Origin of the sequence: Cellulomonas persica, from assembly GCF_007989825.1 — a bacterium.
Lineage (GTDB): Bacteria > Actinomycetota > Actinomycetes > Actinomycetales > Cellulomonadaceae > Cellulomonas > Cellulomonas persica.
Window position 1 is genome coordinate 278,897 of sequence record NZ_BJUA01000001.1, and the last position, 22,762, is coordinate 301,658.

Below are 22,762 nucleotides of genomic sequence, written 5' to 3' on the forward strand. Positions count from 1 at the left end.
CGACGCGAAGTCATGGGATGTGGCCTATCTCACACTAGCGGTCTCACCCTGACGAACCTGCCCGGATCGGGGCACCAGCCGGGACAATCGCAGACGTGGCAGTGACCATCCGCGACGTCGCGCAGCGGGCCGGCGTCTCGAAGACGACCGTCTCGCGCGTCCTCAACGGCCGCGACGAGCTCGACGAGCGCACCGCCGCGCGCGTCCGCGCCGTGATCGCGGAGCTCGGCTACGTCCCGAGCGCACGGGCCGTCGCCTTCGCGCGCGGGTCCACGCACATCGTCGCGATGCTGCTCCCCTCCCTGACGTGGCCGTGGATCGGCGAGGTCGTCCAGGCCGCCATCGAGGCCGTCGAGGACGAGGGCTACGGGATGCTCGTCTTCACCACCACGCAGGGCGACGAGTCCATGCGCCGGTTCGCCGAGCACGTCTCCGCGCGCGCGTTCGACGGCCTGCTCGTCGTCGAACCCGGCGGGACGCTCGACTACATCACCCGCCTGCACGAGGAGGGCCTGCCCGTCGTCCTCGTCGACGACCGCGGGCACGAGCCGAGGTTCGGTTCCGTCGCGACGACGAACCGCCTCGGCGCGCTGGCCGCCGCCCACCACCTGCTCGAGATCGGCCGCCGTCAGCCCCTGGTGATCAGCGGCGAACCACGGTTCGGCTGCGTGCAGGAGCGCATCGCCGGCTTCACCGAGGGCTTCGCCGCCGCCGGGCTCACGCTCGACCCGATGCACGTGGTCGAGGGCGACTTCACGTTCGAGTCGGGGCAGGCCGCCGTGGCGCGTGCGCTCGAGGCAGGGATCCCCTTCGACTCGCTGTTCGCGCACAACGACACCATGGCGACCGGGGCGATGGCCGAGCTGCGCCGGGCAGGCCTGCGCATCCCGGACGACGTGGCCGTCGTCGGCTTCGACGACCTGCCGTCCGCCGCCCAGACCGACCCGCCGCTCACGACCGTGCACCAGCCGATCCGCGAGATGGGTCAGGCCGCGGCGCGTGCGCTGCTCGCGAGCTTCCGCGGGACGCCGGTCCCCCGCGAGCCGATCGTCCTGCCGACGTCGTTCACGGTCCGCGCCTCCACGGTCGGCTGACCCGCAGCACGGCACGCGCCCTCGGCCGGAGCGGAGACCGGGTCGATGGCGCACCGCGCCGCGCGAGGGGCGCGATCGTCAGGTCAGGCGGTGACGTCCTGGGCACGGCGCCAGCGGACGCCCGCCTCGATGAAGTCGTCGATGTCACCGTCGAACACGGCCGACGGGTTGCCGACCTCGTGCTCCGTGCGCAGGTCCTTGACCATCTGGTACGGCTGCAGCACGTACGAGCGCATCTGGTCGCCCCAGCTCGCCTTGATGTCACCCGCGAGCTCCTTCTTCGCGGCGCGCTCCTCCTCCTGACGGACCAGGAGCAGTCGCGACTGCAGGACGCGCAGCGCGGCGGCACGGTTCTGGATCTGCGACTTCTCGTTCTGCATCGACACGACGATGCCGGTCGGGATGTGCGTCATGCGCACGGCCGAGTCGGTCGTGTTGACCGACTGGCCGCCGGGACCCGACGAGCGGAACACGTCGACCTTGATCTCCGACTCGGGGATCTCGATGCTGTCCGTCTGCTCGATCAGCGGGACCACCTCGACCGCCGCGAACGACGTCTGGCGGCGGCCCTGGTTGTCGAACGGCGAGATGCGCACGAGGCGGTGCGTGCCGGCCTCGACGGACAGGTGCCCGTACGCGTACGGGGCCTTGACCTCGAACGTCGCCGACTTCAGGCCCGCCTCCTCCGCGTAGGAGGTGTCGAGCACCGTCGTCGGGTAGTTGTGCCGCTCGGCCCACCGCAGGTACATGCGCAGGAGCATCTCGGCGAAGTCGGCCGCGTCGACGCCACCCGCACCCGCGCGGATGGTCACGACGGCCTCGCGCTGGTCGTACTCCCCCGCGAGCAGCGTGCGGATCTCGAGCGCGTCGAGGTCCTTGCGGATGCCGACGAGCTCCGTCTCGGCCTCGGCGAGCGTCTCGTCGTCCTCCATCTCCTGGCCGAGCTCGACCAGCGTCTCGAGGTCGTCGATCCGCCCGCGGAGCCGGTCGACGCGCTCCAGCTCGGCCTGCGCGGCGGACAGCGCGCTCGTGACCTTCTGCGCCGACTCAGGGTCGTCCCACAGGTTCGGCGCCGACGCGGCCTCGGACAGCTGCTCGATCTTCGCCCGGAGCGCTGTCGGGTCGCTCACCGCCTGGATGGACTCCAGGGTGGTGCGCAGCTCGCGGATCTCGGCGGGAAAGTCGGTGGTGGCCACAACGAGTCAGGTTACCGGCACCGCGGACCGATCCCGACGAGACGCCCCCGCCCGCCGCGCCCGACCCGCTGCTCCACATGTGGACCCGGCGCCGCGCACCACGGCGCAGCACCTGGTCAGACATCACGCTCAGTCCAGCGTCACGCTCAGTCCGGCGCCACGTTCAGTCCAGCGTCACGCTCAGTCCGCCGTCGCGGTCGACGTCGCGGTGATCACGACGCCGTCCGACCAGGCGGCGAGCACCCAGGCGGTCGCCGCGGGTCGGACGCGCGCGACCATCGAGACACGAGCCGTGCGCGGGCCGGTCGCGGTCGCCTCCTGGATCCCCACGCGACGCCACCCCTTGGTCTCCCCCGGGTGCTGCGCGAGGTAGTCCTCGACCGCGGAGCGGACCGACGCACTCGTGACGCGCAGCCGGGCATCGCCCTCCTCGCCGTAGTACACATCGTCGGTGATCGCGTCCGCGGCCTCGAGTGCGAGGAGGTCCGTCAGCGCGACGAGCTTCTTGTGCTCGAGGTGCACCTGCGCGGCGGACGCGACCACGAGGATCAGCAGCACCGCGAGCACGACGACCCCGATCGTCAGGACGAGCACCTGCCCGCGATCCCCGGCCGCGCGGTGCCCTCGGGCCGCCCGGCAGTCACCCTCAGCACAGCAGCCGCCGTCGCCACACTGATCGCCGTCAGCACGCTGATCGCCGCCAGCACGCTGCTCGTCGCCAGCACAGCGCTGGCCGCGGTCGTCGCACACGTGCGCGGTCCGCCCCTGCAGCGCGCCGGCCCGCCGAGCCGCCCATACGCGCACGCGCCCGCTCATCCGGTGCCCCGGAACTCGTCGACGACCGCCACGTGCCGCGCGCTGACCGGCACCTGCATCGGCACGATGTCGCGCACGAACCCGGGGACGAGGGGCAGCGGGACCATCACCTCGACGCGCGCCTCGACGTGGGCGTCGGGACGCAGGCAGGGCTGCTGCTCGCACACGAGCGCGAGCGCCTGCGCCGGGTCGTCGTCGAAGCCCTGGTCCGCGAGCGCGACCCCGGTCACCGCCACGGCACGCGCTGAGGCCGAGTCCACGTCGTCCGCGGCGACGTACGTGCGCGCCGCCTCGCGGGCCGCACCCTCGACCGCGTAGCTCGCCGCCTCGATCCTCGCGAGCACCAGCACCAGGTACACGAGCGGGACGAGGAGAACGAACGACAGCCCGAGGAACTCGACGACGGCGTTGCCGGAGTCGTCAGCGCGCGCGTGCCGCGCCCACGCGCGCACTCGCGCCAGCGCTCCACGGCGCTGAGCAGCCCGGAGCCTCACGGGAGGGAGTCCTCGGCGATCGCGTGACCCGAGACGGTCAGCCGGCCGGTCGGGCCGATCAGCCCGACGACCGGCAAGGGCGCGGTCACGCGCACCTCGACGAGCTCGACACCGTCGCGCTTCACCCGCGCCGCGGTCACCTGGCCCGCGTACTCGTCGGAGAGGGACCCGCGCACGAGGTCGCGCGTCCGCTGCGCTCCGTCCGCCGGTGTACGTCCGGCAAGGGCGCCGTAGCGAGCACCCTCCGACGCGCTGTCGATCAGCGTATTGCGCACGTGCAGGGAGATCGTCAGCTGGACCACGCCCAGGACGAGCAGCAGGACGAGCGCTCCGACCAGCACGAAGTCGACGACTGCACTCCCCTCGTCCCGAGGGCCGCCGCTCTGCGCGACCGCACTCCCCCGGGAGTGCGGTCTCCAGCGGCGCGGTACCGGGTGCCCGGCGTACGTCAGCCGTGCACGTCGTTGACCGCGCGCTGGAAGAGGCCCTCGAGCAGTGGCTTGGCCAGCACCCAGAGCGCGGTCACGATCCCTGCGGTCATGAGCGTCACGAGCACCCAACCGGGCACGTCGCCGCGATCGGGTCGCCCTGCCGCGCGCACACGCTGCTCGAGCCAGACCTGGGAGCGCACCGCCCACAGCTGCGAGGACGCCCGCAGCGCGGCGCACGCCTGACGCGTCCCAGCGGTCGTGCGCCGGGGCGTCTCGCCACAGGTCGTGATCGCGACCGTTCTCGCTCGGCCCGTGCTGCTCATGTGCTCCTCCTCGTCCGCGTGCCCCGCCGCTCGACCGGGCTCGCTCGTCGATGCGCGGCCCCGTCGGCCGCGTCGTGTCCTGCTCGTCGTAGACGTGCCCCGGACGTGTCGTGCCGTGCTCGTCGTGGCACGACATCGGTCGCGCGTCGTTCTCGTCCTGGCGCGGCGTCGGCCGCGTCCTGCCCGGGTGGACGTCGGGCTGCCTCGCCAGCCGTGCGCGCGTGCCACCATCGGGACGCGTGACGGTGGGACCCGTCGGGTTCGGAAGTGTCGACCCCGTGGCGTGTGGGCACCCAGTCGGAGGCGCCACCGCCAGCTCGTCCCTGGTCACAGGCCCACCCGGAGCAGGACGGCACTCGGGAAGACCGCGAAGGCGACGGTGACCGGCAGGATGAGGAACACCACCGGGATCATCATCAGCACCTCCTTGCGGCCGCCGGTCTCCATGAGGACGCGCCGGCCCTCCTCGCGCACGTCCTGCGCCTGCGCGCGGAGCACGTCCGCCAGCGGCGCACCGCGTTCGACGGCGACCGCGACGCCCTCGGCGAAGCGCGAGAGCGCGGGCACGCCCGTGCGGTCGGCGAGCCGGTCGAGCGCCTGGGTGACCGGCATCCCGGCCCGCGCGTCGGCGAGCGTCCGCTCGAGCTCGACGCTGAGCTCCCCGTGGGTGCTGCGCGTCACGCGCTCGAGCGCTCCGAGCGCCCCCTCACCCGCACCGACGGCCAGCGCGAGCAGCTCGGCGATGGTCGGGAGCTCCGCGATGATCCGGCTCTCGCGCGCCTTGACCTGCCGCCCGAGCAGCCAGTCGGGGACGAGCACGCCGACGAACCCGCACGTGCCGACCAGGACGAGCAGGGCGATCGTCGCCGAGCTCCGGGTCGCCGCGAGCACGAGCGCGATCGCGAGCCCCGCGGCGAGCCCGAGCGCTCCGGCGACGACCTGCCCGACGCGGAACTGCTCGACGGTCTCGGTCCGCCCTGCGCGCACGAGCCGGCGCGCGAGCTCGGCGGTGGGCGCGCCGATCCGGGACACGAGGCGCACCCCGTCGGTCAGCACCGGTGCGACCAGGCGTTCCAGGACGGGGACCGGGCCGCGGGCCGGCGGCGCTCCGAGCAGGCTCGAGCCGGTCCGGCGCGGACGCAGGTACGGGGCGAGCCGGTGGTCCAGCGTGATCCGGCGGGCGCGCAGCCGCGCGACGACCACCAGCACCCCGCACGCGGCGAGCAGCCCCGCGAACGCTCCCTGGACGACCGGGCTCATCGCAGCACCCTCGGGTCCTCGGGCAGGCGCGCGACCCGCAGCATCGCCGTGTACGCGACGACGGTGCACGCGGCGCCCGTGAGCAGCACGACGAATCCGGCGGGCGTGTCGTAGGCGGCGGCCGCCTCGGTGCGGGTCGCGAGCACCGCGAGCACGATCCAGGGCGCGGCGGCCGCGAGCCGGGCCGCGTAGACCGTCCAGCTCTGCCGTGCCTCGAGCTCGCCGCGCGTCCGCACGTCGTCGCGCAGGAACCCCGACAGGGTGCGCAGCAACCGGCCGAGGTCCGTCCCGCCGACGTCGCGCGTGATGCGCAGCGCCTCGACGATCCGGTCCGCGACGGGATCCGCGAGCCGCGCCTTGAGCAGGTCGAGGCTCTCGGCGAAGCGACCCGTCGCCCGGTAGTCCTCGCCGAACGCCCGGAACTGCGGCCGCAGCTCGACCGGACCACGCTCCCCGACCTGCGCGACCGCCTCGGGGAGCGACAGGCCGGCGCGGATGCCCGAGGCCAGGTGGTCGACGACCTCCGGCCACAGCTGCCGCAGGCGCCCCCGGCGCCGCCGCGCCCGGCCCCGCACGACCCCGAGCGGAGCCGCGGTCGAGAAGGCCGCGAAGAACAGCGCGACGGTGGGCGCCCGGGTCAGGGCGACCGTGAACGTGAGCGTGACGATCCCCAGCAGCACGCTCGCGACGACGAGGCCGCCCGGCGTCACCCCGAGCACGCCCGCCTGCACGAGCTCGTCCTGCACGCGCGCGCTCCACCGCGCGGACCGGCTGTCGGCCGCGGCCGTGCGCGGCCACAGCGACCACCACAGGCTGCCCACGCCCGCACCGAGGACGAGCCCGACGACGACGTCCACCCTCAGCCCCTCGCTCGCAGGAGCGCCGCGAGGTCCACCCCGACACGGGCGAACCGCTCGGGGTGCGGCGGGAACCCGTCGGCCCGCACGAGCCGGTCGTCCCGCCACGCGAAGATCTCCGCCGTCTCGACGACGCCCTGCTCGGTGCGGCCCGGGACGGCGAGGACCTCGCGCACCCGCCGTCGCCCACGCGCGTCGTGCCCGAGGTGCACGACCAGGTCGACGCAGGACGCGACGGTCGGCACGACGAACCGGTCGCTCACGTTCTCGCCCGCGAGCAGCGGCAGGGTGCACAGCTTGGTGACCGCCTCACGCGCGGAGTTGGCGTGGATGGTGCACATCGCGGGCACGCCCGCGTTGAGCGCGATGAGCAGGTCGAGCGCCTCGGCCTCGCGCACCTCTCCGACGAGCAGGCGGTCGGGGCGCATGCGCAGCGCCTCCTTGACCAGCCGCCGCAGCGGGATCTCCCCGACGCCCTCGAGGTTCGGCTGACGGCACTGCATCGCGACCCAGTCCCGTGCCGCGAGGCGCAGCTCGAAGACCTCCTCGCACGACACGATGCGTTCCCGCACCGGGACGGCCCCGGCCAACCCGTTCAGCATCGTGGTCTTGCCGGCCTGGGTCGCGCCCGAGACCAGGATGTTGAGACCGGCGCGGACGGCCGCGGAGAGGAACGCGGCCGCGTCCGGCGGCAGGGACCCGAGCGCCACGAGGTCCTCGAGGTGGTCCGCGCGCACGACGTACTTGCGGATGTTGACGACCCAGTGCGTGCGCGTCACGTCCGGGATGACCGCGTGCAGGCGTTCGCCGCCGGGCAGGGTCGCGTCGACGAACGGGCTCGACAGGTCCAGACGCCGACCCGAGACCTTGAGCATGCGCTCGACGAGCTCACGCACCTGCTGCGCGGTGAGGATCGTCGTGGTGAGCTCGGCTTCGCCGTGCCGCGCGACGAACACCTGCTGCGGCGTGTTGATCCAGATCTCCTCGACGTCCGGGTCGTCGAGGTAGCGCTGCAGCGGCCCGAACCCCGCGACCGCGTCGAGCACGGCCTTGTGCGCAGCGTTGCCGTCGACGAGCGGCGGGACGACGCCGAGGACCGAACGCGCGTCGTAGTCGGCGATCGCCTCGTCGACCAGGGCCGTCACGCCGGACCGGTCACGCACCGGGTCGATGCCACGCCGACGGATCAGCTCGCGCACCTCGTCCTCGAGGATCCCGACGCCGTCCATCCGCCCCCCTGCGTGTTCGTCATGCGCCCCCTGCGACGCGACCACCCCGCCGGTTCGTCCGCAATGTCCGATCCGACGAAGGCATGCGCACCCTACGGGAGACCGCACGAGCACCGCAGGCGTCTGTCCACAGTCCGGGTGCCGTCACCCGATCGGACGCGCGCACCGTCCGTCCCACCGGGACCTCCAGGCGCATGTCGTCGCTGCTCGGAGGGCTACGGTGGGGCACGTGAACAGCGCTCTCGACGACGTCGTCCAGACCCCTGCCCCTTCCGGCACCCAGCACGTCCTGCGCCACGGCGACCAGATCGCCGTCGTGGCCGCGGTGGGCGCGAGCCTGCGCGAGTACCGCGTGGGCGAGCGTGACGTGGTGCTGCCCTTCGCCGAGGACGAGATCGCCCCGGCGTTCTCGGGCGCCACGCTCGCGCCGTGGCCCAACCGCCTCGCCGGCGGCCTCTACGGCTACGCGGGCGGCACGTACCAGGTGCCGATCACCGAGCCCGACCGCCTCACCGCGCTGCACGGCCTGGTCGCGAGCGTCCCGTTCGTCGTCGCGGGTGAGCCGTCCGACGAGGCGGTCACCCTCACCACGACGATCGTGCCGACCCACGGCTACCCGTGGCCGGTCCGCGTCGACGTCACGTACGCGCTCGGCGACGGCGGCCTCGAGGTCACGACGCGCGCGACAAACCTCGGCACGAGCACCGCGCCGTACGGCCTGGGCTTCCACCCGTGGCTGTCCCCCGGCGACGCGTCGCTCGACGAGTGCACGCTGCAGCTCGGCGCGCGGCTGCACGTCACGGTCGACGAGCGCCTCCTGCCCACGGGCGACGAGGAGGTCGAGGGCAGCTACGACCTGCTCGAGCCGCGCCTGCTGCGCGGGGTCGCGCTCGACGACGCCTGGCTCGCGCCCGTGCGCGACGAGGCGGGCCTCACCTGGGCGCGGCTGACGACGCCCGACGGCCGCACCACCGCGATGTGGGCCGACGGCACGTTCGAGGCGTGGCAGGTCTGCACGGGCGACTACGTGCCCGCGATCGCACGCCGTGGCGTCGCGGTCGAGCCGATGACCTGCATCGCGGACGCGTTCCGCACGGGCGACCTGCTCGTCGAGCTCGCGCCCGGACAGACGCACGAGGCGCGCTGGGGCCTGCGTCTCGAGTGACGCCACTGCCCTTCACGACGAAGGCCCTCGGCCACGCACCTGGCGTGGTCGAGGGCCTTCGTCGTCGTTCCGGGCCGGTGGGCGTCAGCCGTAGTACTCGCCGTCGGCCTTGACGCCCTTGGTGTACTCCCAGTGCCACCGCTCGAACGGACCCGAGCCGCCCGGCTTGGCCCACTCGGGGTTCTCGAACCCGTAGGTGCCGGCGTTCTGGTTGAGCCAGGTCCAGCGCGCACCGCTCGTCATGGCGCTGCAGAAGTCGACCGCGAGGCCCCAGCCGTGGTTGCTCTTGCCGGGCGCCGCGGCGAGGCCACCCCGGCGCGCCTTGACGCTGTACTGCTCCTGCAGCGTGCGGTAGCCGGAGGCGAGGCACATGTCGGCGCCGAACCGCGCGACGTACACCGCGTTGAGCTCGGCCAGGGCGGAGGCCGCGTCGGCGCGCATCTGCGTGTGGCCGTCCCACAGGGTGCACAGGTCGACGCGCGCGAGGCGGCCGTTCTCGCCCGCCGCGCGGGCGGACGGGTCGCAGCCGGGGATGGGCTGACGCGACGCGTCACGGCTGGCGAGCTCGGCGCCGCGCGCGTCGAGGATCGCCGAGTCGACCGTGGTCAGCGACGCCGGGGGCGAGACCGACAGCGGAGCGGCCGTCAGCGCGGAGACCGTGGTGGGCAGCGTGCCGTGGTCGCTGGGCAGGCCGGACAGCACGTCCGTGCTGCCGAGCGAGCCGCGCCCGAGCGGGACCGCGACGGTCACCGCGGCGAGGGCGCCGACGACGCCGAACCGCACCGCGTTGCGACCGGCGCGGTTGAGCGCGCGGGCCGGCGTGCGCACGACGTGCTCGGAGGAGGCGGGACGCTTCTCGGATCCCGACCGCGCCACGACGCGGGGCGCCTCCGCTCGGCGGTCGGGTGCGCCGGCGCGGGCGGGCTCGGGGACGACGACCGGGCTCGTCGGGAACACCGCCGAGGGCGCCGCCGGAGTCGGGGTCGCCTCAGGAGCAGCGGGCGTCTCAGGCGCAGCAGGCACGTCAGGGGTGACGGCCTCCCGCGTGACCGACGTCGCGGGCTCGTCGAGCGCGACGAACGCGTCGAGCACGACCGTCTCGTCCGCGGCCGGGACGGGGGCGAGGGGCGCGACGGCGGACCGCGCGTCGAGGACCGCGGGGATCGCCGTGGTGGCGGCGCCGCGCGACGCGGCGGCGGCCTGCGCCGACGGCACGAAGACGGCGGGGGCGACACGCGACTTGGCGGCGGTGGGCGTCGCGGACGCGGTGAACACCTGGGGCGCGGAGGCCTGGGTCGCGCGGCGTGGGGCCTGCGGGGCGCCGGTCGGGGGCGTCAGGGTCGCCGTTACGGCGGGCGCGTGCGGCACGGGCGGCTGAGCGACCGAGCGACGCTCGGTCGGCACCCAGCTCGGGGTGTGGTGGCCGGCCGACCCGGGGCCCGACGAGACGGTCGTCGGACGAGCGGCGGGACCGGACGGGCGTGCGGACTCGGACCGACGAGCGGGCTCGTCGCGACGAGCGGCGCGGGTGGCCTGCTGCGCGTCGGGGCCCTGCGCGATGTCGGGGCCCTGCGAGAACACGCGCGACGGCCCAGCGGGCTGCGCAGACAGGGAGCGCGGGTCCCACGCAGCGTGCGTCGGGCGGTCCGGGCTCTGGGGCTGCGGCGCGAGGTGCGCGGCCGGGCGCTGGGCGCTCTCGGCAGCGGCGCGCTCGGCCTCCCGGATCTGGCGTCGCGTCAACGGGGGTGAAGCCTGGCCGGGATCGACCACAGCACCTCCCGAGACCGGGCGCCCGACAGGGGCACGGATGACGTCTGAACATGGAGCACGCCGGCTTGCGGAACTGCCCCCGGTCCCGCGCCTTCGCCGGCGATCACGAAACCATAACGGCTCACCCGCTCCCGTCCAACCCCCTGGACGCTCGTCCAGTCGATCGGAGGAACGCGCTCCCACGCACTCAAGTCCGACACGCCGGGCGACACGCCGATTCACCCGGTCGCTGCACGCCGTTCACCCGCGCGCGAGGGGTGCAGATCCGGACAGACTCCCCGCGCGCGACGCGCGCCGTCCCGAATGTGAAGGTTCCGTGCGCACTCGCCCGTCGGCGAGTCCGACGCTGACGCGCGTCACCCGACCGGGCGCTCGGGCAGCGCGCCCCTCTGCATCGCGTCGCTGACCTCCCCGACGAGCTCCTCGAGGATGTCCTCGAGGAACACGACACCGACGGCACCGGTCGCGTCGTCGACGCGCGCGAGGTGCGTCCCGGTGCGCTGCATCGCCGCGAGCGTCTCCTCGATCTCGTCGTCCGGTCCGACGACCGCGAGCGCGCGCACGCGCCACCGCGGGACCGGCTGGTCGCGGTCCTGCTCCTCGGCGTACAGCACGTCCTTGAGGTGCAGGTAGCCGACGAGCTCGCCGTCGTCCTGCACGGGGAAACGCGAGAACCCGGTCCGCGCGACGAGCGACTCGACCTGCGCCGGCGTGGTCGCGGGGTCGACCGCGACGAGCGCGTCGCGCGGCACCATGACCTGGCGCGCGGTGCGGTCCGAGAACTCGATCGCTCCCGCGAGCAGACCCTGCTCGTCCTCGAGGAGCCCCTCGGCCTGCGAGCGCTCGACGATCGACTGGACCTCCTGCGCGGTGAACGCCGAGGACACCTCGTCCTTGGGCTCGACGCCGAACAGCCGCAGCACGTGGTTGGCGAGCCAGTTGAGCGCGACGATCACCGGTCGCACGATCCGCGCGACGACGACGAGCGCCGGGCCGAACCACAGCACGGCACGGTCCGGGCCGGACACGGCCAGGTTCTTCGGCACCATCTCGCCGAGCACCACGTGCAGGTAGACGACGATCAGCAGCGCCACGACGAACGCGATGGGGTGCGTCCACGCGGACGGGACCCCCGCGGCGTGCAGCGGGTCCTCGATGAGGTGCGCGATCGCCGGCTCGGCCACGACACCGAGGCTCGTGGAGCACACGGTGATGCCGAGCTGTGCGCACGCGAGCATGAGCGAGACGTGCTCCATCGCCCACAGCACGGTGCGGGCACGGCGGTCGCCGGCGGCCGCGAGCGGCTCGATCGACGAGCGGCGTGCGGAGATGATCGCGAACTCCGCACCGACGAAGAACGCGTTGGCCGCGAGCAGCGCCGCGGCGATCAGCAGGGCGGTGGTGCCGCTCATCGCGGGCTCCTCGTGCGGCGCGGGGCGTCACCGTCGGCCCCGGCGGCGTCGTCGTCGGGTTCGTCCTGCGGTGCGGGCCACACGTGCACGCGCTCGACGCGGCGACCCGCCATGCGCTCGACCTCGACGTGCACGCCGTCGACGTCGACCACGTCGCCGACCTTCGGGATCCGGCCGAGGCGGGCCATGACGAGCCCGCCGAGGGTCTCGTACGGGCCGTCGTCGGGGACGACCAGTCCGGTGCGCTCCGCGAGCTCGTCCGGCCGCGTGACGCCCGGCAGGTGCCACGTGCCGTCGGCCGAGCGGGCGACGCCCGCACGCGTGCGGTCGTGCTCGTCGGCGACCTCGCCCACGAGCTCCTCGACGACGTCCTCGAGCGTCACGACGCCCGAGGTGCCGCCGTACTCGTCGACGACGACCGCCATCTGCATGCCGTGCCCGCGCAGCTCGACGAGCAGCGGGCCGAGGTGCACGGTCTCGGGGACGCGCGGCGCGTCGTCCATGAGTGCGGCCGCGGGCACCTCGTCGCGCTTCTCGAACGGCACCGCGACCACGCGACGCAGGTGCACGAGGCCGACGATGTCGTCGCTGCCGTCACCGAGGACCGGGAAGCGGGAGTGGCCCGTGCGCCGGGCGAGCGCGACGACGTCCGCGGCGGACTCCTCCCGCCGCACCGCGACCATGCGCTGACGGTCGGTCATGACGTCCACGGCCGTGAGGGTCTCGAAGTCGAGCGAGTTGGTCAGCAGCGTCGCGGTCGACTCGTCGAGCGTGCCGACCTCGGCCGAGCGCCGCACGAGCGCCGCGAGCTCCTGCGGCGACCGACCGCCCGACAGCTCCTCGCGCGGCTCGACGCCCATGCGCCGCAGCAGCCAGTTGGCGCTGCCGTTGAAGAACGCGATCACGGGGCGCAGCGCGCGCGTGAAGCCGCGCTGCAACGGCGCGACGACGCGCGCGGTCGCGTACGGGCTCGCGATCGCGAAGTTCTTGGGGATGAGCTCGCCGACGAGCATGGAGAACCCGTTGACGACGACGATCGCGAGGACCACCGCGACGCTCGTGGCGACGGTCGCGCTCAGCGCGCCGGAGCCGAGCCAGCCCTCGAACAGCTGCTGCACGGCCGGCTGCGTCGTGTAGCCGAGCAGGACGGTCGTCGCCGTGATGCCGACCTGGGCACCGGACAGCTGGGTCGACAGAGCACGCAGTGCCTTCAGGACGGACTGTCCCCGGCGGTCGTCGGCGCGGGTCTGCTTCTCGACGACGCCCGGGTCGAGCGTGACGAGCGAGAACTCGCCGGCGACGAACACCGCGGTCCCGAGCGTCAGCGCCACACCGAGGACGACGAGCAGCCACTCGGTCAGCACGGTGCACCCGGCGGGCAGGCGGAGGGCCGCTCGGGGGCGACCCGGGATCTCAGGTGGGGGCCGGCTTCGTCGGACCCTGCCACCGCCTCGTCGACCGTGAGCCAGCTCGTGCGCTGGCCCGTCCCTACGGTCGCGGCGGTGGGGGTGGGACGCCGGCAGCTACTTGAGCTGCTCATAGTGGCGCCATCATACGGGGCGCCGCCCAGCGCGTCATGGCGCACGTGAACGGCTGCCGACGGCCTGCTGTGCCAGTCTGGGACCATGACGACGGTGGGTGGAGCCGCGGGTGGCGTCGGTGGAGCCGTCCGGCCCGCGGGTGCGACGAAGGTGCTGGTCGTCGAGGACGAGCCCGCGATCGCGCAGGCGATCGTGCGGCGACTCTCGGCCGAGGGCTGGACCGTGGAGGCGGTCGGCGACGGGCTCGCGGGCGTCGAGGCCGCGGCCCGGCTCGCACCCGACGTGGTGGTGCTCGACGTCATGCTCCCCGGCATCGACGGGCTCGAGGTGTGCCGGCGCATCCAGGCCGCGCGTCCCGTGCCGGTCCTCATGCTGACCGCGCGCGACGACGAGACCGACATGCTCATCGGGCTCGGCGTGGGCGCCGACGACTACATGACCAAGCCGTTCTCGATGCGCGAGCTCGTCGCGCGCACCAAGGCCCTGCTGCGGCGCACCGAGCGCGCCGCGCGCGCGGTCGAGCTGCAGGCCGCCGAGGCGCCCGCTCCCCCGCTGGCGATCGGCGACGTGACCATCGACAAGGCGCAGCGCCGCGTGGTCCGCCACGGCGAGCAGGTGCACCTGACGCCCACGGAGTTCGACCTGCTCGTCGCGCTCGCGAACTCCCCGCGCACCGTGCTGACCCGCGAGCGCCTGCTCGCGGAGGTGTGGGACTGGGTCGACGCGAGCGGCACCCGGACGGTCGACTCGCACGTCAAGGCGCTGCGCCGCAAGCTCGGCGCCGACCTCATCCGCACGGTGCACGGCGTGGGCTACGCGTTCGAGCCCGCCGACGGCGTCCCGGCCGACGAGGGCGCCGGCGCCTGAGCGCATGAGCAGCTCTCGCCAGGAGGCCCGGCAGAGCCCTCGCCACGGGCGCGGTGCCGCGAGCCGCTCGCGCCTGCCCGACGTGCGCCCGCTCGACCGGTTCCGGTCGATCAAGATCAAGCTGGGCGTGCTGGTCGCCGCGACCGTGACGATGGCGTCGTTCATCACGTGGATCGGGCTGTCGTACGAGTTCGGGCCGTCGCGCACGTTCCCGCTCGCGATCGCGATCTCGCTGGTCCTCACGCAGCTCCTCGCGCGCGGCATGACCTCGCCGCTGCGCGACATGACCCACGCCGCACGTCGCATGGCGGCCGGTGACTACTCGCAGCGTGTCCGGGCGACGAGCGCCGACGAGGTGGGCCAGCTCGCCGAGGCGTTCAACACGATGTCCGACGACCTGCAGCAGGCCGACACGTTCCGACGCGAGCTCGTCGCGAACGTCTCGCACGAGCTGCGGACCCCGGTGACGGCGCTGCAGGCCCAGCTCGAGAACATCGTCGACGGCGTGACCCCCGCGGACCCCGCGACCATGGAGGCGGCGCTCGCCCAGACCGAACGGCTCGGCCGGCTCGTCGCCTACCTGCTCGACCTGTCCCGGCTCGAGGCGGGCGACGTACCCCTGCAGCTCACGCAGCTGCGGCTGGTCGACTTCCTGCAGGAGGCGGCCGAGGCGGCGGCGCTCGTCGGCGCGTCCAAGAACCTGCGCTTCCCGGTCGACGTCGAGCCCGAGGACCTCTCGGTCCGCGCCGACCCGGAGCGGCTGCACCAGGTGGTCGCGAACCTCCTGCACAACGCGGTCCGCCACTCGCCGCCCGACGAGGAGGTGCGCCTGGTCGCGCGCCGCGCGGGTGGCGACGTGCGGATCGACGTCGTGGACCACGGGCCGGGCATCTCGCCGGACCAGCGTGCGCACGTGTTCGAGCGCTTCGTGCGAGGGAACTCGCCGGCCGCGACGGGCCAGGTCTCGACGGGCGGCACCGGGCTCGGGCTCGCGATCGTGCGCTGGGCCGTCGAGCTGCACGGCGGCACGATCGAGGTCGCCGACGTGGCCGAGGGCTGCACCATGCGGGTGACGTTGCCGGGTGCGGTGCGGCCGCTGCCCGGAGGTCATTTGTTCTACCGCAACTAGAACAGTAGGGTGCCGCACATGAGCCAGGCACCCCCACCCACGCCAGGACCCTCGACCGCCGGTCCCCCGGCGCAGCACACGGACGGAGTCGTCCGCGTCGAGCACCTGACCAAGACGTTCGGCAGCGGCCCGGGCGCGGTGCACGCCGTCCACGACCTCTCGTTCGAGGTCCGCCCGGGACGCGTCACCGGCTTCCTGGGCCCCAACGGCGCCGGCAAGACGACGACGCTGCGCATGCTGCTCGGGCTCGTCGCGCCCACCAGCGGCACCGCGACGATCGGTGGCCGCCGGTACGACCAGATCGAGCGGCCCGCGCACGTCGTGGGCGCGGCCCTCGAGGCCGCGAGCTTCCATCCCGGGCGCACCGCGCGCGACCACCTGCGCGTGTACGCGCCCCAGGTCGGCGTGCCGGACTCGCGCGCCGACGAGGTCCTCGCACTCGTCGGGCTCGCCGAGGTCGCCAAGCGGCGCGTCGGCGGCTTCTCGCTCGGCATGCGGCAGCGGCTCGCGCTCGCCACCACGCTGCTCGGCGACCCGCCCGTCCTGCTGCTCGACGAGCCCGCGAACGGGCTGGACCCCGAGGGCATCGCGTGGCTGCGCGGTCTCCTGCGCGCGCTCGCCCGCGAGGGCCGCACGGTGCTCGTCTCGAGCCACGTCCTGTCGGAGGTCGAGCAGACCGTCGACGACGTCGTGATCATCGCGCGCGGGCAGCTCGTGCACGCCTCGTCGTTGCCCGACCTGGCGCGGCTCGCGCGGCCCCGCGTGAGCGTCGTCTCGCCCGACGCCGCCGCGCTCGACGCGCTGGTCGCCGCCCACGGCTGGACCGTCGGCGCGAGCGGCCGCGACGGTGACGCCGCCTCGTACGAGCTGCTCGACGTCTCCGCGGCGCAGGTCGGCGCCGCCGCGTTCGGCGGACGCGTCGAGCTGCACCGCCTGGCGGGTCAGGACGTGGGGCTCGAGGACCTGTTCCTGCAGCTCACCGCGGCACCCGCGCAGCAGACCTCCGCCGAGGCCCCGGCCCCCGGGCCCGGACCCGCTCCCGTCCCGAGCAGCACCGCGCCGCAGACCGACGCCCCCGCAGGAGGTGAGCGATGACCCGCGCCGCGCTCGTCGCCGAGTACCGCAAGCTCGTCACGACCCGTCTGTGGTGGATCCTGCTCGCCGTCATGGCCGCGTACATGGCGCTGATGGCCGCCGGTCTGGGCTGGAGCCTCTCGCAGGGCGACGTCTCGACCGGCACGGGCGACGAGCTCGTGCTCACCCCCGACGACGTCGTCCGGTCCGTCTACACGGTCGCGGTCTCCCTCGGCTACGTCTTCCCGCTGCTCGTCGGCGCGCTCGCGTTCTCGGCCGAGTTCCGGCACAAGACGATCACCCCGACCCTGCTCGCCGAGCCGAGCCGCACGCGCGTCCTGCTCGCCAAGCTCGGGGCCAACGGCGCCGTCGGCCTGCTGTTCGGCGCGGTCGGCACGCTCGCTGCGGTCGTCGCCGGCGGCGGCGTGCTCGCCGCGATCGGCGAGGAGACCTTCCTCGGCTCGGCCGCGACGTGGCGGTCGATCGGCCTGTCCGTGCTCGCGCTCGCGCTGTGGGCGCTGCTCGGGACCGCGCTCGGCTCGGTCATGACGAACCAGGTGGCCGTGATCGTCGTCGTGCTCGCCTTCACGCAGTTCGTCGAGCCCATCGCGCGCGTCGTGCTCAGCATGACGTCGTGGGGGTCGCGCGTCGCGGCGTTCCTCCCGGGCGCGGCCGGTGAGGCCGTCTCGGGCGGCAGCCTCTACAGCGCGACGGGCATGACCTCGCTCCTGTCGTGGTGGCAGGGCCTGCTCGTGCTCCTCGTGTACGTCGTCGTGCTGTCCGCGATCGGCCGCGTGACGACGCTGCGTCGCGACATCACCTGACGCGTCCGCACTCCTGCCAGGACGGGGCCCGCCGGCGAGAAGACCAGCCGGTGGGCCCCGCTTGCCCGACGTACTGGTGGCGCCTTGCCCGCCGTTGACCTGGGCGTCCGAGGGCGACGCGGGGAGGGGTGACATAGGCCCGGAAAGCGCCTCCCCAGGCGGGTCGAAGGTCCCGGACGCCGTAGTGTTGTCATCGACAGAACCGGCGACGAAGCGGTCCTGCTGGACCGAAGCGGAAGTGGGCGATCCTCGCGTGTCCCAGAAGGCTGAGCCAGAGTCGATGCGTGCCGTGTTCGGCGCGAACGAGTGGCTCGTGGACGAGCTGTACGAGCAGTACCTCAAGGACAAGAACGCGGTCGACCCCGCGTGGTGGGACTTCTTCGAGGGCTACCGACCGCACGAGCAGTCGCCGCCGGACGGGGTGAACGAGGCCGCGCCCGCCGCGGGCACGGCCTCCGGCACCGGCTCCGACGGCGCCTTCCAGGCCGCGACGTCCGCGCCGCAGGCGCCCGCGGCACCGGCAGCCCCCGCAGCGCCCGCGCCGACGAGCGCCCCCGCACCGTCGGCGGCCGCGCCCTCGTCGGCAGCGCCCTCGTCGGCCGCGCCGACGGCACCGGCGCCCGCCGCGTCCGGATCCGTGGCCCCCGCCGCGGACGGCGGCTCCGACGACCAGCCGACGCCGACCGCGACGTCGCCGGTCGCCACCGCGCAGCCCGCGACCGCCCCGTACGCCGAGGTCGCGCAGCGCTCGAGCCGGCCCGACACCTCGGACGCGACCGACGACGTGCAGCGCCTGCGCGGCCCGGCCGCGCGCGTCGTGACGAACATGGAGTCGTCGCTCGAGGTCCCGACCGCCACGTCGGTGCGCGTCGTGCCCGCCAAGCTCATGGTGGACAACCGCATCGTCGTGAACAACCACCTGCAGCGCAGCCGCGGCGGGAAGATCTCGTTCACGCACCTCATCGGTTTCGCGCTCGTCGAGGCGCTCGCGGACATGCCCGCGATGAACGCCGCGTACACGCTCGTGGACGGCAAGCCGGGCGTCACGCAGCCCGCGCACGTGAACCTCGGACTCGCGATCGACCTCGCCAAGCCCGACGGCACGCGCCAGCTGCTCGTCCCGTCGATCAAGAAGGCCGAGACGCTCGACTTCGCGCAGTTCTGGAACGCCTACGAGGACGTCGTGCGCCGTGCGCGCGCCGGCAAGCTCACGGTCGAGGACTTCGCGGGCACGACGATCTCGCTCACCAACCCCGGCACGATCGGCACGGTCCACTCGGTGCCGCGCCTGATGCAGGGCCAGGGCACGATCGTCGGCGTCGGCGCGATGGAGTACCCCGCCGAGTTCCAGGGCACGTCCGACGACCGGCTCAACGAGCTCGGCGTCTCGCGCGTGCTGACGATCACGAGCACGTACGACCACCGGATCATCCAGGGCGCGCAGTCGGGCGACTTCCTGCGCATCCTGTCGAGGAAGCTCCTCGGCGAGGACGGCTTCTACGACCGCGTGTTCGCGTCGCTGCGGGTGCCGTACGAGCCCGTCCGGTGGGTCCGCGACACGTCGAACGACCCGGACGCCGAGGCGATCAAGCCCGCGCGCATCGCCGAGCTCATCCACGCGTACCGTTCGCGCGGCCACCTCATGGCCGACACGGACCCGCTCGCCTACCGCCAGCGCAAGCACCCCGACCTCGACATCCAGAACCACGGCCTGACGCTGTGGGACCTGGACCGCACGTTCCCGACGGGCGGGTTCACGGGCAAGCCGCGCGCGACGCTGCGCGACGTCCTGGGCCTGCTGCGCGACTCGTACTGCCGCACCACGGGTGTCGAGTACATGCACCTGCAGGACCCGCGGCAGCGCCGCTGGCTGCAGGAGCGGCTCGAGTCCGGATGGGCGCGCACGCCGCGTGAGGACCAGCTGCGGATCCTGCGCCGCCTCAACGCCGCCGAGGCGTTCGAGACGTTCCTGCAGACGAAGTACGTCGGCCAGAAGCGGTTCTCGCTCGAGGGCGGCGAGTCCGTCATCCCGCTGCTCGACGCGATCCTGTCGCGCGCCGCGGACGCCGGTCTCGACGAGGTCGGCATCGGCATGGCGCACCGCGGACGCCTCAACGTGCTCGCGAACATCGCCGGCAAGTCGTACGCGCAGATCTTCAGCGAGTTCGAGGGCAACGCCGACCCGAAGTCCGTGCAGGGCTCGGGCGACGTGAAGTACCACCTCGGCACCGAGGGTCTGTTCACCGCCGAGTCGGGTGCGACGACGAAGGTCTACCTCGCCGCCAACCCGTCGCACCTCGAGGCGGTCGACCCCGTCCTCGAGGGCATCGTGCGCGCCAAGCAGGACCGCATCGACCTGGGCGGCGACGGCTTCTCCGTCCTGCCGGTGCTGATCCACGGCGACGCGGCGTTCGCGGGCCAGGGCGTCGTGTTCGAGACGCTCAACCTCGCGCAGCTGCGCGGGTACCGCACGGGCGGCACGATCCACGTGATCATCAACAACCAGGTCGGCTTCACGACCGGCCCGTCGTCGTCGCGCTCGTCGCAGTACGCGACCGACGTCGCCAAGGGCCTGCAGGTGCCGATCTTCCACGTGAACGGCGACGACCCCGAGGCCGTCGTGCGCGCCGCTGAGCTCGCGTTCGAGTACCGCGAGCAGTTCGACCGCGACGTCATCATCGACATGCTGTGCTACCGCCGCCGCGGTCACAACGAGGGCGACGACCCGTCGATGACGCAGCCGCTCATGTACAACCTCATCGAGGCCAAGCGGTCGGTGCGCAAGATCTACACGGAGACCCTCGTCTCGCGCGGCGACATCACGATCGACGAGGCCGAGCAGGCGCTGCGCGACTACCAGTCGCAGCTCGAGCGCGTGTTCACCGAGACCCGCGAGGACGGCTGGACGCCGCCCGCGCCGGAGTCGGAGGCGGTCGCGGGCCTGGAGCGCCCGGAGTCGCAGCTCGAGGACGCGGGCGTCATGGTCGGCTGGCAGACGGCCGTCCCGGCGTCGGTGCTCGAGCGCATCGGCCGCGCGCACGTGCGTCCGCCGGAAGGCTTCACGGTCCACCCGAAGCTGCAGCAGCTGCTCGACAAGCGCGAGGCCATGTCGCGCGAGGGCGGCATCGACTGGGGCTTCGGCGAGATCCTCGCGTTCGGCTCGCTGCTCGTCGAGGGCACGCCCGTGCGCCTCGCGGGGCAGGACTCGCGCCGCGGGACGTTCGTGCAGCGCCACGCGGTGCTCCACGACCGCGAGACGGGCGCCGAGTGGACGCCGCTGCTGTACCTGTCGGGCGACCAGGCCAAGTTCTGGGTGTACGACTCGTCGCTGTCGGAGTACGCGTGCCTCGGCTTCGAGTACGGCTACTCGGTCGAGCGTCCCGACGCCCTGGTGCTGTGGGAGGCCCAGTTCGGCGACTTCGTCAACGGCGCCCAGACCGTGATCGACGAGTTCATCTCGTCCGCGGAGCAGAAATGGGCGCAGCGCTCGTCGGTGGTGCTCCTGCTCCCCCACGGGTACGAGGGCCAGGGACCGGACCACTCCTCGGCGCGCATCGAGCGGTTCCTGCAGCTCGCCGCGCAGGACAACATGGTCATCGCGCAGCCGTCGACGCCCGCGTCGTACTTCCACCTGCTGCGCCGCCAGGCCTACACGCGTCCGCGCAAGCCGTTGATCGTGTTCACGCCGAAGTCGATGCTGCGGCTCAAGGCCGCCTCGTCGGCCGTCGAGGAGTTCACGTCCGGCACGTGGCAGCCGGTGATGCGCGACGAGCTCGCCGAGGCCAAGGCCGGTCAGGTCACGCGCGTCCTGATGTGCTCGGGCAAGGTCTACTGGGACCTGCTCGCGCACCGGGTCAAGACGGGCGACGAGCAGACCGCGATCGTGCGGTTCGAGCAGCTCTACCCGCTCGACGGCGACGCGATCCGCGCCGCGCTCGCGCCGTTCGACGGCGCCGAGCTGGTCTGGGTCCAGGACGAGCCGCTCAACCAGGGCCCGTGGTCGTACCTGTCGCAGCACGTGCCGCAGCTCGTCGGCCGCACGCTCGACGTCGTGTCGCGCGCGGAGTCGGCGTCCCCGGCCACCGGCACGGCCAAGAAGCACCAGGCACAGCAGGCCGCGCTCCTCGAGCAGGCCTTCGCGCGCTGAGCGACCCGCTCGCAGCCGAGAGCCCCGTCCCTGCGTCGCAGGGGCGGGGCTCTCGTCGTCGTGCTCGTCTCGCCGTCGTGCTCGTCTCGCCGTCGGGCTCGTCGCGTCGTCGCGCGGTCCGTCAGGCGACGTCCCCGGTCAGGCGACGTCCTCGTCGCGGGCGGCGTCGTCGGTGCGGGCGGGGCCGGCGAACGTCCGGCGGTAGCTCTGCGGGCTCGTGCCGAGCGACCGGGCGAAGTGGTGCCGCAGCACCGCCGCGGTGCCGAACCCGGCGCGCTGCGCGACCTCGTCGATCCCCAGGTCCGTGCGTTCGAGGAGCTCCTGCGCCCGCACGAGGCGCTGCCGCGTGAGCCACGAGGCGGGCGTCGTGCCGGTCTCGGCCCGGAAGCGGCGCGCGAACGTGCGCTCGGACATGAGCGCGCGGGCCGCGAGGCTCGGCACGGAGTGCTCCTCGTCGAGGTGCTCGACGGCCCACGCGAGCAGCGGCGCGAGCGTGTCGGCGTCGCACGGCAGCGGGGTGTCGACGTACTGCGCCTGCCCGCCGTCGCGGTGCGGCGGGACCACCATGCGGCGCGCGATGGTCGCAGCGGCGGAGGCGCCGAGCTCGCGGCGCACCAGGTACAGGCTCGCGTCGATCCCCGAGGCGGTGCCGGCGCTCGTGAGCACGCGCTCGTCGTCGACGTAGAGCACCGACGGGTCCACCCGCGCAGAGGGGAACCGCCGGGCGAGCTCGGCCGCGTGCAGCCAGTGCGTCGTGCACGTGCGGTCGTCGAGCAACCCGGCCTCCCCCAGCGCGAACGCACCGCTGCAGATGCTCAGGATCCACGCGCCGCGCTCGTGCGCCGCGCGCAGGGCGTCGAGCACGGGCTCCGGGACGGGAGCCGGGTCCGTGCCGTAGGCCGGGACGACGACGAGGTCGGCGTCGAGCGTCGCGCTCAGGTCCAGGTCCACGCTCAGGCCGAACGCGCCGCCCTTCGTCGAGATGGGTCCGGGCTCCTGCGCGCACACGCGGAAGTCGAAGGACGGTCCGCCGGTGTCCGAGCGGTCGATGCCGAACACCTCGCACGCGACGCCGAGCTCGAACGGCGCCACGTTCGGCAGGAGGACGACGGAGACGGTGCGCAGCATGCGGA

At 73.7% G+C, this 22,762-nt stretch carries 19 protein-coding genes; 7 read left to right on the forward strand and 12 right to left on the reverse strand.

From position 1 onward, the window contains the following. Nucleotides 1-95: 95 nt before the first annotated feature. Nucleotides 96-1,094 (forward strand): LacI family DNA-binding transcriptional regulator, encoded by a 999-nt coding sequence (locus CPE01_RS01285; RefSeq protein WP_146804822.1) that lies wholly within the window; start codon nucleotides 96-98, stop codon nucleotides 1,092-1,094. Nucleotides 1,095-1,177: 83 nt separating this feature from the next. Here the strand turns inward: CPE01_RS01285 and prfB are convergent, their stop codons facing one another. From prfB to CPE01_RS01325, 8 genes are all read right to left on the reverse strand, one after another. Further along, entirely contained in the window at nucleotides 1,178-2,290 is a 1,113-nt protein-coding gene (gene prfB, locus CPE01_RS01290) for a peptide chain release factor 2 (protein WP_146804823.1), read from the reverse strand. Between the two features lie 180 nt (nucleotides 2,291-2,470). Continuing rightward, the gene (locus tag CPE01_RS01295) at nucleotides 2,471-2,884 is read right to left on the reverse strand and encodes a hypothetical protein (RefSeq protein ID WP_146804824.1); all 414 of its coding nucleotides are present in this window, start codon (nucleotides 2,882-2,884) and stop codon (nucleotides 2,471-2,473) included. A 218-nt stretch (nucleotides 2,885-3,102) separates the two neighbouring features. After that, entirely contained in the window at nucleotides 3,103-3,600 is a 498-nt protein-coding gene (locus CPE01_RS01300) for a pilus assembly protein (RefSeq protein ID WP_307723663.1), read from the reverse strand. Beyond that, nucleotides 3,597-4,160: a TadE/TadG family type IV pilus assembly protein gene (locus CPE01_RS16980; RefSeq protein WP_371861960.1), complete on the reverse strand. Its 564-nt coding sequence runs from the start codon at nucleotides 4,158-4,160 to the stop codon at nucleotides 3,597-3,599. The genes CPE01_RS01300 and CPE01_RS16980 overlap by 4 nt, the downstream gene beginning before the upstream one ends. Then, complete coding sequence (locus CPE01_RS16985) at nucleotides 4,049-4,354, reverse strand: hypothetical protein (protein ID WP_371861961.1); 306 nt, start codon at nucleotides 4,352-4,354, stop codon at nucleotides 4,049-4,051. The genes CPE01_RS16980 and CPE01_RS16985 overlap by 112 nt, the downstream gene beginning before the upstream one ends. 327 nt (nucleotides 4,355-4,681) lie before the next feature. Further along, on the reverse strand, nucleotides 4,682-5,614 hold the full coding sequence (locus CPE01_RS01315; protein ID WP_146804825.1) for a type II secretion system F family protein: 933 nt from the start codon (nucleotides 5,612-5,614) through the stop codon (nucleotides 4,682-4,684). After that, complete coding sequence (locus CPE01_RS01320; RefSeq protein ID WP_146804826.1) at nucleotides 5,611-6,471, reverse strand: type II secretion system F family protein; 861 nt, start codon at nucleotides 6,469-6,471, stop codon at nucleotides 5,611-5,613. Before CPE01_RS01320 ends, CPE01_RS01315 begins: the two co-directional genes overlap by 4 nt. Nucleotides 6,472-6,473: 2 nt before the next feature. After that, nucleotides 6,474-7,700 (reverse strand): TadA family conjugal transfer-associated ATPase, encoded by a 1,227-nt coding sequence (locus CPE01_RS01325; protein ID WP_146804827.1) that lies wholly within the window; start codon nucleotides 7,698-7,700, stop codon nucleotides 6,474-6,476. A 229-nt stretch (nucleotides 7,701-7,929) separates the two neighbouring features. Between CPE01_RS01325 and CPE01_RS01330 the strand changes: the two genes are divergently transcribed. Beyond that, nucleotides 7,930-8,865, forward strand: a complete 936-nt coding sequence (locus CPE01_RS01330; RefSeq protein WP_246783654.1) for an aldose 1-epimerase family protein — start codon at nucleotides 7,930-7,932, stop codon at nucleotides 8,863-8,865. An 84-nt stretch (nucleotides 8,866-8,949) separates the two neighbouring features. Here the strand turns inward: CPE01_RS01330 and CPE01_RS01335 are convergent, their stop codons facing one another. From CPE01_RS01335 to CPE01_RS01345, 3 genes are all read right to left on the reverse strand, one after another. Further along, the gene (locus tag CPE01_RS01335; protein WP_146804829.1) at nucleotides 8,950-10,605 is read right to left on the reverse strand and encodes a M15 family metallopeptidase; all 1,656 of its coding nucleotides are present in this window, start codon (nucleotides 10,603-10,605) and stop codon (nucleotides 8,950-8,952) included. Between the two features lie 386 nt (nucleotides 10,606-10,991). Further along, nucleotides 10,992-12,047 carry a hemolysin family protein gene (locus CPE01_RS01340; protein WP_146804830.1) on the reverse strand — a complete coding sequence of 352 codons (1,056 nt, stop codon included), beginning with the start codon at nucleotides 12,045-12,047 and terminating at the stop codon, nucleotides 10,992-10,994. After that, the gene (locus CPE01_RS01345; RefSeq protein ID WP_146804831.1) at nucleotides 12,044-13,411 is read right to left on the reverse strand and encodes a hemolysin family protein; all 1,368 of its coding nucleotides are present in this window, start codon (nucleotides 13,409-13,411) and stop codon (nucleotides 12,044-12,046) included. Before CPE01_RS01345 ends, CPE01_RS01340 begins: the two co-directional genes overlap by 4 nt. A 261-nt stretch (nucleotides 13,412-13,672) precedes the next feature. Here CPE01_RS01345 and CPE01_RS01350 point away from each other — a divergent pair, with 261 nt between their 5' ends. The 5 genes from CPE01_RS01350 (at nucleotide 13,673) to CPE01_RS01370 (ending at nucleotide 21,629) form a co-directional block, all read left to right on the forward strand. After that, on the forward strand, nucleotides 13,673-14,455 hold the full coding sequence (locus CPE01_RS01350; RefSeq protein WP_146804832.1) for a response regulator transcription factor: 783 nt from the start codon (nucleotides 13,673-13,675) through the stop codon (nucleotides 14,453-14,455). A gap of 4 nt (nucleotides 14,456-14,459) precedes the next feature. Then, nucleotides 14,460-15,584: a sensor histidine kinase gene (locus CPE01_RS01355; protein ID WP_146804833.1), complete on the forward strand. Its 1,125-nt coding sequence runs from the start codon at nucleotides 14,460-14,462 to the stop codon at nucleotides 15,582-15,584. A gap of 18 nt (nucleotides 15,585-15,602) precedes the next feature. Next, a complete protein-coding gene (locus tag CPE01_RS01360; RefSeq protein ID WP_146804834.1) occupies nucleotides 15,603-16,679 on the forward strand; it encodes an ABC transporter ATP-binding protein in 1,077 nt (358 codons plus the stop codon). Continuing rightward, nucleotides 16,676-17,482 carry a DUF2705 family protein gene (locus CPE01_RS01365; RefSeq protein WP_146804835.1) on the forward strand — a complete coding sequence of 269 codons (807 nt, stop codon included), beginning with the start codon at nucleotides 16,676-16,678 and terminating at the stop codon, nucleotides 17,480-17,482. Before CPE01_RS01360 ends, CPE01_RS01365 begins: the two co-directional genes overlap by 4 nt. A 280-nt stretch (nucleotides 17,483-17,762) precedes the next feature. Beyond that, the gene (locus tag CPE01_RS01370) at nucleotides 17,763-21,629 is read left to right on the forward strand and encodes a multifunctional oxoglutarate decarboxylase/oxoglutarate dehydrogenase thiamine pyrophosphate-binding subunit/dihydrolipoyllysine-residue succinyltransferase subunit (protein WP_146804941.1); all 3,867 of its coding nucleotides are present in this window, start codon (nucleotides 17,763-17,765) and stop codon (nucleotides 21,627-21,629) included. 138 nt (nucleotides 21,630-21,767) lie between these two features. On the opposite strand, the gene CPE01_RS01375 is transcribed toward CPE01_RS01370, so the two are convergent. Next, a complete protein-coding gene (locus CPE01_RS01375; protein WP_146804836.1) occupies nucleotides 21,768-22,757 on the reverse strand; it encodes a GlxA family transcriptional regulator in 990 nt (329 codons plus the stop codon). Between the last annotated feature and the right edge of the window lie 5 nt (nucleotides 22,758-22,762).